This is a genomic window from Rhodobacter sp. P2_H5, from assembly GCF_056403335.1.
Genome location: NZ_JBFUFS010000002.1, coordinates 411,423 through 424,101, shown reverse-complemented (window position 1 = coordinate 424,101; position 12,679 = coordinate 411,423). Strand labels below are relative to the sequence as shown.

12 protein-coding genes are annotated in these 12,679 nt (G+C 63.7%); 3 read left to right on the top strand and 9 right to left on the bottom strand.

From position 1 onward, the window contains the following. Window positions 1-45: 45 nt before the first annotated feature. From secY to AC1DVR_RS04130, 8 genes are all read right to left on the bottom strand, one after another. A complete protein-coding gene (gene secY / locus AC1DVR_RS04165; protein WP_477999264.1) occupies window positions 46-1,407 on the bottom strand; it encodes a preprotein translocase subunit SecY in 1,362 nt (453 codons plus the stop codon). A 113-nt stretch (window positions 1,408-1,520) separates the two neighbouring features. Next, window positions 1,521-1,994 (bottom strand): 50S ribosomal protein L15, encoded by a 474-nt coding sequence (gene rplO, locus AC1DVR_RS04160; protein ID WP_477999263.1) that lies wholly within the window; start codon window positions 1,992-1,994, stop codon window positions 1,521-1,523. 150 nt (window positions 1,995-2,144) lie between these two features. Further along, window positions 2,145-3,239 (bottom strand): cell division protein ZapE, encoded by a 1,095-nt coding sequence (gene zapE / locus AC1DVR_RS04155; RefSeq protein ID WP_477999262.1) that lies wholly within the window; start codon window positions 3,237-3,239, stop codon window positions 2,145-2,147. Window positions 3,240-3,353: 114 nt separating this feature from the next. After that, entirely contained in the window at window positions 3,354-4,280 is a 927-nt protein-coding gene (locus AC1DVR_RS04150) for an electron transfer flavoprotein subunit alpha/FixB family protein (RefSeq protein ID WP_477999261.1), read from the bottom strand. Continuing rightward, a complete protein-coding gene (locus AC1DVR_RS04145; protein WP_477999260.1) occupies window positions 4,280-5,041 on the bottom strand; it encodes an electron transfer flavoprotein subunit beta/FixA family protein in 762 nt (253 codons plus the stop codon). The genes AC1DVR_RS04150 and AC1DVR_RS04145 overlap by 1 nt, the downstream gene beginning before the upstream one ends. A gap of 298 nt (window positions 5,042-5,339) precedes the next feature. Further along, entirely contained in the window at window positions 5,340-5,900 is a 561-nt protein-coding gene (locus tag AC1DVR_RS04140; protein WP_477999259.1) for a cob(I)yrinic acid a,c-diamide adenosyltransferase, read from the bottom strand. Continuing rightward, a complete protein-coding gene (locus AC1DVR_RS04135) occupies window positions 5,900-6,112 on the bottom strand; it encodes a twin transmembrane helix small protein (RefSeq protein WP_477999293.1) in 213 nt (70 codons plus the stop codon). The genes AC1DVR_RS04140 and AC1DVR_RS04135 overlap by 1 nt, the downstream gene beginning before the upstream one ends. Window positions 6,113-6,215: 103 nt before the next feature. Then, window positions 6,216-7,391, bottom strand: a complete 1,176-nt coding sequence (locus AC1DVR_RS04130) for an acetylornithine transaminase (protein WP_477999258.1) — start codon at window positions 7,389-7,391, stop codon at window positions 6,216-6,218. A gap of 282 nt (window positions 7,392-7,673) precedes the next feature. Between AC1DVR_RS04130 and AC1DVR_RS04125 the strand changes: the two genes are divergently transcribed. The 3 genes from AC1DVR_RS04125 (at window position 7,674) to AC1DVR_RS04115 (ending at window position 10,872) form a co-directional block, all read left to right on the top strand. Then, window positions 7,674-8,648, top strand: coding sequence for a glycosyltransferase family 2 protein (locus AC1DVR_RS04125; protein WP_477999257.1), 975 nt, complete (start codon window positions 7,674-7,676; stop codon window positions 8,646-8,648). Window positions 8,649-8,707: 59 nt separating this feature from the next. Beyond that, window positions 8,708-9,487: a sulfotransferase family 2 domain-containing protein gene (locus AC1DVR_RS04120; protein ID WP_477999256.1), complete on the top strand. Its 780-nt coding sequence runs from the start codon at window positions 8,708-8,710 to the stop codon at window positions 9,485-9,487. 125 nt (window positions 9,488-9,612) lie between these two features. Then, window positions 9,613-10,872, top strand: a complete 1,260-nt coding sequence (locus AC1DVR_RS04115) for a calcium-binding protein (protein ID WP_477999255.1) — start codon at window positions 9,613-9,615, stop codon at window positions 10,870-10,872. A gap of 27 nt (window positions 10,873-10,899) precedes the next feature. On the opposite strand, the gene AC1DVR_RS04110 is transcribed toward AC1DVR_RS04115, so the two are convergent. Then, window positions 10,900-12,402, bottom strand: coding sequence for a bifunctional metallophosphatase/5'-nucleotidase (locus tag AC1DVR_RS04110; RefSeq protein ID WP_477999254.1), 1,503 nt, complete (start codon window positions 12,400-12,402; stop codon window positions 10,900-10,902). Between the last annotated feature and the right edge of the window lie 277 nt (window positions 12,403-12,679).

The following is a 12,679-nucleotide window of genomic DNA, read 5'->3' as shown; positions in this document are numbered from 1 at the left end:
CCGGAATGGCACATTTCCATTCCGGCGTCGCGGTGGCGAATTGCCTCAGCGCCGCGCGGGCGCCTTGGGGGTCGTGCTGCGCTTGCGTCCGCGCAGTTGAGACCGCTCGATCAGGCCTTCGTATTGGTGGGCCAGCATATGCGACTGGATCTGGTTGATCGTGTCCATAGTGACCGACACCACGATCAGCACCGAAGTGCCGCCAAAGTAGAAGGGGATCGAGAATTGCGTGCGCAAGATTTCCGGAAGGAAACAGACCGCCGCCAGATAGGCCGAACCGACAACGAGGATGCGGTTCACCACATAATCGAGATAGTCCTGCGTCTTCTTGCCGGGACGGATGCCGGGGATGAAGCCGTTCTGGTTCTTCAGGTTCTCGGCCACTTCGTCGGTCTTGAAGGAGACGTTGGCCGTGTAGAAGTAGGCGAAGAACACGATCATCGCGCCCTGGAACACCAGGTAGAGCGGCTGGCCCGGGCCCATCAAGGCAAGGACGGTCGACATGATCGGGCCGGTCTGCGCGCCCGAGAAGGTGGCAAGCGTCGTCGGCAGCAGAAGAAGCGAGGAGGCGAAGATCGCCGGGATCACGCCCGCCGGGTTCACCTTGATCGGCAGGTGCGAAGAGCCGCCGTCGTAGATCTTCATGCCGACCTGACGGCGGGGATACTGGATATGGATCTTGCGCAGCGCGCGCTCCATGAAGACGACAAAGGCGATGACCGCCACCACAAGGACCAGCGCGCCGACGATCACCCACCAGGGGAAGATGCCCGAACGACCCTGGCTCAGGAACTGGGCCAGGGCACCCGGGATCTCGGCCACGATCCCGGTGAAGATGATCAGCGAGACGCCGTTGCCGATGCCGCGCGCGGTGATCTGCTCACCCAGCCACATCAGGAACATGGTGCCGCCGACCAGCGTGATCACGCAGGAGACCTTGAAGAACAGATCGGCGTTGTGCGCCAGACCACCCGCCGCGATCGAGGCCGCGATGGCCCAGCCCTGGAAGGCCGCAAGGCCCACGGTGGCGTAACGGGTGTACTGGTTGATCTTCTTGCGGCCCTGATCGCCCTCTTTCTTCAGCTGTTCCAGCGAAGGGATCATCGAGGCCAGAAGCTGGATGATGATCGAGGAGGAGATATAGGGCATGACGCCGAGGGCGAAGATGCCCATGCGCTTCAGGGCGCCGCCGGTGAAGAGCGACAGCATGCCGCCAAGGCCCTGTCCCTGCCCGTCCATGAAGTTCTTCAGCGCCGTCCCGTCGATGCCGGGCACCGGGATATAGGTGCCAAGACGGTAGACGATGAGCACGAGGATCGTGAACAGGATGCGTTGGCGCAGGTCGGTTGCCTTGCCCAATGCGCCCCAGCTCAGGTTCGCCGCCATTTGCTCTGCTGCGGATGCCATGGTCGGACCTTCTCCGTTCAGTTCTGTGAAAACGCCGCCGAGCCGGGGTTCTCCGGTCGGCGGCGCGGGAAAACACGGAAGATGTAAGCGGTCCTTGAACCGCTCACAATCCCTTATTCAGCGGTTTGCGCCGCAGCCACGGTCAGAGTGCCACCCGCAGCGGTCACAGCTTCGACAGCAGAGGCCGAAGCACCGGTCACGACCAGCGTGACTTTCGAGGTGATGGCGCCCTTGGCCAGCACGCGGATGCCGTCATGCTTGGATTTGGTCAGGCCAGCAGCCACCAGAACGTCTTCGGTGATCGGTTGCGAGGCGTCCAGCTTGCCCAGACCGATGAATTTCTCGATCAGGCCCAGGTTGACGACGGCGAATTCTTTCTGGTTCGGCTTGGAGAAGCCACGCTTCGGCAGACGCCGATACAGCGGCATCTGGCCGCCTTCGTAGCCGCCCAGAGCGACGCCCGAACGGGATTTCTGACCCTTGATACCACGGCCAGCAGTCTTGCCCTTGCCCGAACCGGGACCACGGGCCACACGCTTTTGCTTTTTGGCAGCGCCCGCGTTGTCGGCGAGTTCATGAAGTTTCATGTCGCATTCTCCTTTGCCGGAAGGCCCCCACCTGCGACGGACAGGAGCAACGCGGCGTTTCTTGTTGATTCTCGTGGCACGGAACGCCACCGGGGGCGTATAAGGCCGGAGCGGACTTGCCGCAAGCCCAAGCTTTGCCGGGAGTCCGGCTTAGTCTGCAGGTCTGTCCGCACCCCAGGTCGCATCCTGCATCTCGCGAATGCGGCTGGCGGTGCGGGCGAATTCAAAGGAACCGGCGCCCTCGATATACAGCCGCTCGGGGATATCGGCGGCCGAACAGATCAGCCGGACATGCGCCTCGTAGATCGCATCGATCAGGGTCACGAACCGCTTGGCCTCGTTGTAGTTCGAGGCGGAAAGCTGAGGGATATCCTCCAGGATCAGCACCCGGACCGCGCCCGCAATGGCGAGGTAGTCGGCCGCCCCCAGCGGCCTGGCGCAAAGCTCCCAGAAACTGGCGCGGGCGACGCCATTGGCAAAGCGCGGCAGTTCGACCTGCCTGCCATTGACCATCAGATGCAGGACGCCGACCTGCGCCCCCGCCGTCATGTCGCGCCAGATCGCATCAATCGCCGGACCGGATTTGCCGGCGGGATAGAAATAGACCTGGGCGCCGGCCAGGCGGTGCTGGCGGTAATCCTCGGGACTTTCCAGCTCCACCACGTCGAGCTTTGTCTTCATCAGGTCGATGAAGGGCAGGAAAACCTCGCGGTTGAGGCCGTTCTTGTAGAGATCCTCCGGCGGGCGGTTGGAGGTGGTGACAATGACCACGCCCCCCGCGAGCAGCTTTTCAAACAGGCGGCCCACCAGCATGGCATCGGTGATGTCGGTGATCTGCATCTCGTCAAAGGCGAGGAGGCGCAGATCCTGGATGATGCCGGCGGCAAAGGGCGCCAGCGGGTCCTCAAGCCCCTTCTGCCGGGCAAGATGGATCGCGTGATGCGCCTCTTGCATGAAAGCGTGAAAATGCACCCGGCGCTTGGCGGTGATCTCGGTCGCTTCGGTGAAAAGATCCATCAGCATCGACTTGCCGCGCCCCACCCCGCCCCAGAGATAGAGGCCCCTGGGCGGCACCGGCGCCTTGGCAAACAGGCTCGCGATCAGCCCGGTGCGGCGGGCGGCATGGGTTTCCAGCCACAGGCGCAGCGGCTCAAGGTGCTCCGCCACCGCCATCTGCTGCGGATCGGGCTTGAGCGCGCCTTCGGCAACGCGGCGGGTCAGGATTTCGGGCAGGGTCTCACGCATGGCGCTGCTTAACAAAGCGGGGCGCGGGCTGCCAGCCCAACAGGTGCAACAAAAAAGCGGGCCTTGCGGCCCGCCTTAGGGAAGATGGGCAGATTGCCCATCCTACCGGAGAGGTCAGAGCTTTTCGATCAGCTCGGGAACGGCGGTGAAGAGGTCGGCGACGAGACCGTAGTCGGCGACCTGGAAGATCGGGGCTTCGTCGTCCTTGTTGATCGCGACGATGACCTTGGAGTCCTTCATGCCCGCCAAATGCTGGATCGCGCCCGAGATGCCGACCGCGACATAGAGGTTCGGCGCCACGACCTTGCCGGTCTGGCCGACCTGCCAGTCGTTCGGGGCATAGCCTGAGTCCACCGCGGCGCGGGAGGCACCGACGGCACCGTTCAGCTTGTCGGCCAGCTTTTCGATCAGGTCGAAGGACTCTTTCGAGCCGACGCCACGGCCGCCCGAGACCACGATGCCGGCCGAGGTCAGCTCGGGCCGGTCAGAGGTCGCAACGCGGTCCTCGACCCAGGCGGAGAGCGCATTGGCGCCCGGGCCGCCGATCTTCTCGACCGCGGCGGCGTTGCCGGCGCCGACGGCGGTGAAGCCCGCGGTCCGCACGGTGAAGACCTTGGTCGCATCCGAGGACTTCACGGTCTGGATGGCGTTGCCGGCATAGATCGGGCGCTCGAAGGTCTCGGCGTCGATCACGGCGGTCACATCCGACAGGACCATCACGTCCAGAAGCGCCGCCACGCGGGGCAGCACGTTCTTGTTGGCCGCCGTCGAGGCCCCACAGATATGGCTGTAGGAACCTGCAAGCCCTACCACCAGGGCCGCGATGGCTTCCGCCATGGCGTGGCAATAGGCGTGGTCGTCGGCGAAGAGGACCTTGGCCACACCTTGCAGGGTCGCAGCCTCGGCCGCCGCCGCATCGCCGCCCGTGCCCGCCACCAGCACATGGACCTCGCCCAGCGTGGTCACGGCGGCCAGGGTCTTGGCCACGGCGTCGGTCGCAAGGTGGCCGTCATTCACATCGGCAATCAGAAGAACGGCCATCAGAGCACCCCTGCTTCGTCTTTGAGTTTGGCGATCAGCTCGTCCACCGAGCCGACCTTGACGCCGGCCTTGCGGCCCGCAGGCTCCACCGTTTTCAAGACGGTCAGACGCGGGGCGACATCGACGCCGAAGTCGGCCGGGGTCTTGATCGCCAGCGGTTTTGCCTTGGCTTTCATGATGTTGGGCAGCGAGGCGTAGCGCGGCTCGTTCAGACGCAGATCGACGGTCAAGACCGCCGGCAGCGTCACGGCGATGGTCTGCAACCCGCCATCGACTTCGCGGGTCACGGTGGCCTTGCCGTCGGCAATGGCCAGTTCGGAAATGAAGGTGCCCTGGGCCCAGCCGAGCAGTGCCGAAAGCATCTGCCCCGTCGCATTCATATCGTTGTCAATGGCTTGCTTGCCGCAAAGCACCAGACCCGGCGCCTCGGCGGCCACCACGGCGGCCAGAAGCTTGGCCACGGCGAGGGGCTCGATATCGGTCTGCACGTCGGCGGTAGCCTCGATCAGGATCGCACGGTCGGCGCCCATCGCCAGAGCGGTCCGCAAGGTCTCCTGCGCCTGCTTGACGCCGATCGACACGACGATGACTTCCGTCGCAATCCCCTTCTCCTTCAGACGGATCGCCTCTTCCACCGCGATCTCGTCGAAGGGGTTCATCGACATCTTCACATTCGCAAGATCGACACCGGACCCGTCCGCACGCACGCGAACCTTCACGTTGTAGTCGATCACACGTTTGACAGGCACTAGAACCTTCATCGCGCAAATCTCCATTAGGGGGCCAAAAGGCCGCGGCAAACTCTCGAACGGGTGTTTAAACCGTCTTGCTGCGCTGCAACAGGCCAAAATCGACGGGGTTTGTCGCAGGGACGCCACGAAAATTGTCGCAGGGCCCGGTGGGATCCGAGCGGCCTTAACCAGATCTTACGAATCAGCGCGCTAGTCTGAGGCGGCAGGCCACGGGAGGCATGGATTCCGCGGACCTGACGCTGGAAGCAATCCACCAGAACGGAGGGAAAAGAGGATCGGCACGTTCATGTTGGTCGCTTGGGCCTTGTCAGCCCCGCGTAAGCCCCGGAACCCAAAGCACATCCGCGCCGCCATTGGCGACCCGGGCGGCGACAAAGAACCAGTCGGACAGACGGTTGAGGTATTTGACCGCCTCCGGATTGACCGGCTCATGGGCGGCGAGTTCGACGGTCAGGCGTTCGGCCCGCCGGCAGGTGGTCCGGCAGAGGTGCAGTTGTGCTGCCAGGGGCGAGCCGCCGGGCAGGATGAAGCTGCGAAGCGGTTCGAGACCGGCGTTCATCGCATCAATTTCGGCCTCCAGCCGGTCGGTCTGGGCCGCGATGATGCGCAGGCGCGGATAGGGGGCGGTCGCGTCGCCCTCCAGATCTGGCGTGCACAGATCTGCGCCCAGATCAAAAAGGTCGTTCGAGATGCGGGCCAGTGGCTCATCCATGCCATGCAGCCGGGCCATGCCCACCGTGGCATTGGTCTCGTCCACCGTGCCGTAAGCCGTGACCCGCAAATCATATTTCGCAACCCTTGCGCCGTTGCCAAGGGCGGTCTGCCCGGCGTCGCCGGTGCGGGTGTAGATCTTCGACAGGACGACCATCACGGCGCTCCGACATGGGATTTGACCCAGGCGAAGATCAGGATGGCCACCACGGCCAGACCCTGGGCCGCGATCCGCAACTGCATGAGTTTGTTGGCGTATTTTCGGTTGAACTCTCCGCCCTTGGCGAAGGTGCCGATGCCGATCAGCAAGATGACCAGCACGACAAGGCAAAGCGCCGTGGCAAAGAGGAAGAGCGGATCGTGCAGCAGCATGGTCATGGTTCCTTCGGTTGCCCCGAACATAGGGCGGAACGCGGAAAAAGCGAAGCCCTGCAGAAAGGCGCAGGGCTTCGCGGACAGATTGGCTGTGGAATCAGGCGGCCTCGACCATGGTGGCGGCCTTGTCCAGCAGGGTCAGAGCCGTGGCGATATCGCCATCAGGAATGTTGAGCGCGGGCAGAAGCCGGATCACATTATCAGCGGCCGGCACGGTCAAAAGGCCTTGGGCATAGCCCGCCTTGACGATATCGGTATTGGTTGCCACGCATTTCAAGCCCAGGATCAACCCCTCGCCGCGCACCGCCTCAAAGACTTTGGGGTGGCCGGCGACGAGGCTTTCCAGCCCCTGGCGGAACAGGGCGGCCTTGCGGTTGACCTCGGCCAGGAAGGCGTCGTCCGAGACGATCTCCATCACTTTGGCGCCAACCGCACAGGCCAGGGGGTTGCCGCCATAGGTCGAACCATGGCTGCCCGCGACCATGCCGCGCGCCGCATCTTCGGTGGCCAGCACGGCGCCGAGGGGGAAGCCGCCGCCGATCCCCTTGGCCACCATCATGATATCGGGCGCAATTCCCGACCATTCATGGGCGAAAAGCTTGCCGGACCGGCCCATGCCGCATTGCACCTCGTCAAAAATCAGCAGAGTGCCGGTCGCGTCGCAAAGGTCGCGCAGGCCCTTAAGGCATTGATCCGGAACGATGCGGATGCCACCCTCGCCCTGCACAGGCTCGATCATCACGGCGCAGGTCTGGTCGGTGATCGCAGCGCGGATCGCGTCGTGGTCGCCCCATTTCAGCTGGCGAAAGCCCGGCATCAGTGGGCCAAAGCCCTTGACCATCTTTTCGGACCCCGCGGCCGCGATGGCCCCGGTGGAGCGGCCATGGAAGGCGCCCTCGAAGGTCAGGATCTCGATCCGCTCCGGCTGGCCCTTTTCGTAGTGGTATTTGCGGGCCATCTTGATCGCAAGTTCGGCCGCCTCGGTGCCGGAATTGGTGAAGAACACGGTGTCGGCGAAGGTCTTGGCGACCAGCGCCTCGGCCAGCTTTTCCTGCTCCGGAATCCGGTAGAGGTTGGAGACATGCCAGAGCTTGCCCGCCTGTTCGGTCAGGGCCGCCACCAGGTCAGGATTGGCATGGCCCAGCGCATTCACGGCAATGCCCGCGCCGAGGTCGAGGTAACGCGCGCCATCTTCGGCGGTCAGCCAGGAGCCTTCGCCTTTGACGAAGGCCATGGGCGCGCGGTTATAAGTCGGCAGAACGGGGGTGATCATGGGTCAGCTCCTGTGAGAATAGCCCAAGTTGGGTGCCAAAAGCAGGCGGCGGGGTCTGGTCGGGGGATGTGGCACCAGAAGATGAACGGGCCACGACAGATCGGGCGCTTACGCGGTCAGGCGTCGGCGTCGGGGCAGCTGAAAGGGGATGCAGCGCATGATCATGCGCGCGGTGATAAAAGACCGGGGCCGGCCTGTAAAGCGGCAATTGGCCCCGGGCGGCCGGCTTGCGCGGGGGGCAAGTCCTGCTACTCTGGCCGCGCAGCGCAGAGGGAGGGTCTTGTGCCGGATGAGACCGTGATGGCCGGCAAGACCGTGCTTATGTCCAGCTTCCGCAACGAGGCGCCTTTCGTGCTGGAGTTTGTCGCCCATCACAAGGTGGCCGGCTTTGACGAGATCCTGATCGCCTCGAACGACTGCACCGATGGCACGGCGGAGATCCTCGATGCGCTGGACGCCATGGGGGTGATTCGCCACCTGCCCTGCAAGCCACCGCCCAAGGTGACGGCCCAGCACCACGCCTATGCCCAGATTCGCCGCCGCTTTGGGGTGGATGCGGCAGCGTGGCTGATGATCCTTGATGCGGACGAGCTGCTCAACATCCATGTCGGGCGGGGTCGCGTCGCCGACCTGATCTTGGCGCAGGCGCCAGAAACCGATCTGATCCTGATCAACTGGGCGGTGTTCGGCGCGGGGGGGCACAGGGCCTGGGCGGACGAGCCCTCCTCTCGGCGGTTCACGCAAAGGCTGCGCACGGTGAGCGGGGTCGGGCTGGTCAAAAGCCTGTTTCGCAGACCTGCCGCCTGGAAAGCCTTCAGCAACCACCACCCCTATGAACATCAACCCGGCGCCCCACTACAGGTGAGCTTTGCGGGCGGGCTTTGGGTCGAAGAGATGCCGGCGGAGCACATCGAGTTCGGGACGCTGCGCACCGTCAAACCACGGGTCGACAGCTTTCGCCTGGCGCAGATCAACCACTATATCACCCGCACGGCGGATTCCTTTGCGCTGCGGCGCGACCGAGGGCGCGGGGCGGCACCGAAAGGCAAGGCAAACGACCGCCACACCGAGGAATATTTCCACCGCATGTCCTCGGGCAATGTCGCGGATGACACGATCCTGCGCTACGCCGACGAGGTTGCCGCCCTGATAGACCACTACCGCCAAAATCCGCGTCTCGCGGCCGCACTGGAGGCGGGTCTGCGCCTTTATCAAGTCGAAATTGACCGCTATTGGCGGGAACACCACAGCGGCTGACCGTCTTGCCGCGCAAGAATTTGAACGCCAGGATACGGAAAAGAAAGAGGATCTGACGCATGGGGACGCAAGCATTGCGGTTGGAGAGCCTGCTTTCCGCCCGCACCTTTCCAATCCGTTATCTGGTCATCCCCAAATGCGGCTGCACCTTCGTCAAGAACCTGCTCTGGCGGCTGGATCATGGCACAAACTATGCCAACCCGCCGCGCATTCATGAAAAGACCCGCGATTTCGCCCGCGCCGCCGACTTTGACCTCGACCTCGCCGCCGTCCGCGCCGAGGACTACAGCTTCGTCATCCTGCGCGATCCGATCGACCGGTTCCTCTCGCTTTACTCCGACAAGGTGGTGGGCGAGGGCTACCGCAAATTCGTGCCGCTGCGCCGCACGCTGCACGATCACCACGGACTGCATGTGGAGCCGAAAACGCCCGAGGATCACCGCCGCAATTGCCATATCCTGATCGACTGGATCGAGGAGAACCTCTCGCAGGGCAACGAGATCGGCCGCAACCCGCACTGGACGCCGCAGCATTACCGGATGGACACGATCCGCGGTTTTGACATGAAAGTGCTGATGCTGAACGGGCTGGACGCCAATCTGACACTGCTTCTGGGCAAGGTCGTGCCGGAGATCGGGCAGATCCTCGGCCAGCTGGAACGCTATGCCAGCAACTCGAAAGAGCTGAAGACTCAGGTGGTTGATGCCGGTTTGCGCGACCGGATCCATCAGGTCTACCGCAAGGACCGCGAGAATTTTGAACTTTTGCGCTCGGCCTGGTCGCAGTCGCCGCCCAAGACGGCCGAGGAGATCCCCCGCGCCTCGAAGATCTTTGTTTAGCTCGCATTTTCGACGGAATTTCCAGAACTTGAGGTCATCGCGAAGCGGTGGCCCGGCCCAAATTAGCAGTCTGTAAAGGCCCGCCGCTTACCCTTTCGATCGGGTGTACTGGTGGGAGAGCGATCATGTTGGGTCTGCTTTTGATGGCAGGTCTTGGCTTTGCGGCCACGGCCCTGATGGAACATATCGACGATCAACCGAAGGAGTCCGAACATCACGGCGATGAGGAGGAGCACAGCGGCACGGAGGAGGAGCACAACCCTGCCGGGCCGCATGGCTCCCTGCTGGATGAGCCTGACCCTCCGCAGGAGAGCCCGCATGCTGGACACGAGGATGACGGTCGGCTGGGCGGATCGGCGCACCCTACCGCGCCGGAACATGGTACGCGGGACGTCTGGCCCGCCGCGCATGCCGCACCGGACGATCAGCCCGCTTCAGACTCCGCCCCGGCGCATCCTTGGGCCGATCTTGGCGCGCATCACGCCAAGGATCACGCCGGCGACAAGGGCGCAGGCCACTCCGATACCGACAAGGCCGAAGCCCAAGCGACGGAAGAAGATGGCGCGCATGAAGGCGGCTCTCCGGCAGAACACCTCAAACCTCACCATTCCGAAGCTGGCACCCCTCCGCAGGGGCACCATCACGGCGGCGACCATGCGACGGGGGACCACAAGACTGGTGGCCACACGACCGGGGATCCCGAAGCCACCGCCCAGAGCCACCCGACCCCGGAGGAGGCTGCGGGCAAACCCGGCGTGCAAGGCGAAGCCGCGGTCAAGGCGCCCGCGGCAGGGACCATCGGCAAGGTCTTCGGCGGCGAGGCCAATGACACGCTCCACGGTTCGGACAGCAGCGACCTGATGGAGGGCAACGGCGGCGACGACAGGCTGATCGGTCATGCCGGCAACGACCATCTCGTCAGCTTCGACGCCGGGCAGGACACCGTTTTTGGCAATCGCGGCAATGACAGCCTGCATGGCTACACCGTGCAGCACGAACCGGGGAATTTCTCCTTCGTCATCGAGGATCATCAGGCCGACCATCTGCACGGCGGCCTTGGCAAGGATTCGCTCTTCCTTGGCAGCGACGACGTGGGCACCGGCGGCAAGGGCGCGGATGCGTTCCACGTCAGCTGGGATGTCGAACACGGCCACCCGGCCGAGATCACCGATTACGACCCGGCGCAGGACAAGATCTTTATCGACTACACGACCCACCACGCGAACGAGGGGATGACTGCTATCAAACCCGCGGAAACCACGGTGACGACAGAGCCGATGAAGGACGGCTCTGGCACCTCGATCTTCGTCAACGGCCATGCGATCGCCCATGTTCTGGGGGCGACCGACCTGCAAGCCTCTGATATCGCGCTTATTCGCGGTTAGGGGGGCTTGCGCCGCCCCCAGTTGCGCTTATTGGCCGATGGGCTTGATGCGACCCTCGACCGTGGGTTTCACCGTGCCGGTCTTTTCGACATAGGCCATCACGTCGCTGGCCACCAGCGCCCCGGCGCCGGTGTCCGTGATCATCTTGCCGCCGCCCAGCGCGGTATAGCCATCGCCGCCGCCGAGGATGTAGTCGTTGACCGCAACCTTGTAGAGCTTGTCCGGCTCAAGCGCGGCACCCGCGATCTTGACCTCGGTGATCCGCTTGCCCGGTTCGGCCGAAGGGTCGTAAACCACGGTCATACCCGAAACCTGCGGGAAGCGGCCGGCGCCTTTTTCCACCTGGCTGACGCCATTTTCCAAGGCGGCGAGCAATTGGCTGCCCGGGATCTCGGTCAGGACGGTGACATTGCCGAAGGGCAGTTCGGTCAAGATGTCGCGCCGGGTCAGGGTGGCACCGGCGTCATAGGTGCGGTCGGCGCGGATGCCGCCGCCGTTCATGATCGCGACATCGGCTCCGGTCGCGGCCTTCATCGCGTCGGCGATCAGGTCGCCCATGGTCGATTCCTCGGCCCGCACCACGTTGCGGCGGCTGTCGAGTGCGGTTTCGGTCTTGCCGATCACGACGTTCAGCTGTTCGTCCAGGCCCTTCTGGTATTCATCGACCTTGGCCTGGGTTTCCGGGTCCGGCGTCACGGTGGCGGTGTCGATGAAGCGGAAGGTCGGGGTCCATTTGACGGTGCGCTTGCCGTCCTTCTCTTTCACGTCGACCATCAGGTCGATGGGCGACAGCTGGCGCGCATCCAGCGAGGTTTCGACATAGGCGGTGATCCCGTCGTAGTAGGTCGCGTAATTGTGGTCATCGCCGGACAGGATGACATCGAAAGCCTTGGAATGAATGAGTTTCAGGTCGTTGTAGATGTCGGTCTGCACCACGCCCACCACCAGATCGGCGCCATCGGCCCGCGCTTTCTTGGCCGCAGCAATCGCGGAGTCAACGGTGGGGGAAAAGACCAGATCGCCGGTATTGGCGACCTCGGGCGAAGAATCCTGCGCCACCGGGATCAGCGCGATCTTCAGCCCGGCCACTTCCTTGACCATGACGCCGCCCAGACCCTCGATCGGCGAGCCGTCCTTGTTGGCGATGTTGATCGCGGCCCAGGGGTATTTCGAGGCCTTCATCTTCTCGGCAAAGTTCGCCGGGCCGAAGTCATACTCGTGGTTGCCCGGCACGGCGAGGTCGAAGGGCACCATATTGGTCAGCTCGATCGTGTTCTGCCCCTTGTCGAAGCCCGAAAGCAGCGAGGGCGACAGCATATCGCCGTCAAAAAGATACAAAGTGTTGGGATTGGCCGCGCGTTCCGCCTTGGCCACCGCGTTCAGCCGGGCGAAACCGCCCTGTTTGCCGTCACCGGCAAAGTTGTAGATGTCGCCCACGCCGAGGAGGGTGATCTTGACCGGCTCCGCCAGTGCCGAGGTGGCAAGCAGCGCACAAATCGCGCCCGGGACAAGGAATTTTGAAATGGTCATTGGACATCTCCCCATAAGGTTGTGGCGTCACATTGCGCTTGGCGGCCCGAGTCTGTCAAAGGCGGCCCGCGCAACCTGCGCCATTTCGGCGACAAGCCGATGACGGGCCGCGACTTCGGCCTTTGGTTGACCAGAACCCGCGCTTGAGGCATCACCCTTTGATCAGTTTCAGGAGATCGCGATGATCGTCACCATCCTTGATCGGCATGTCGCAGGCGGGATCACAGCCTCCGGTCTGCCGTGCGGCCTTGCGCCGCGCCTGTGTGAGGAGAATTAA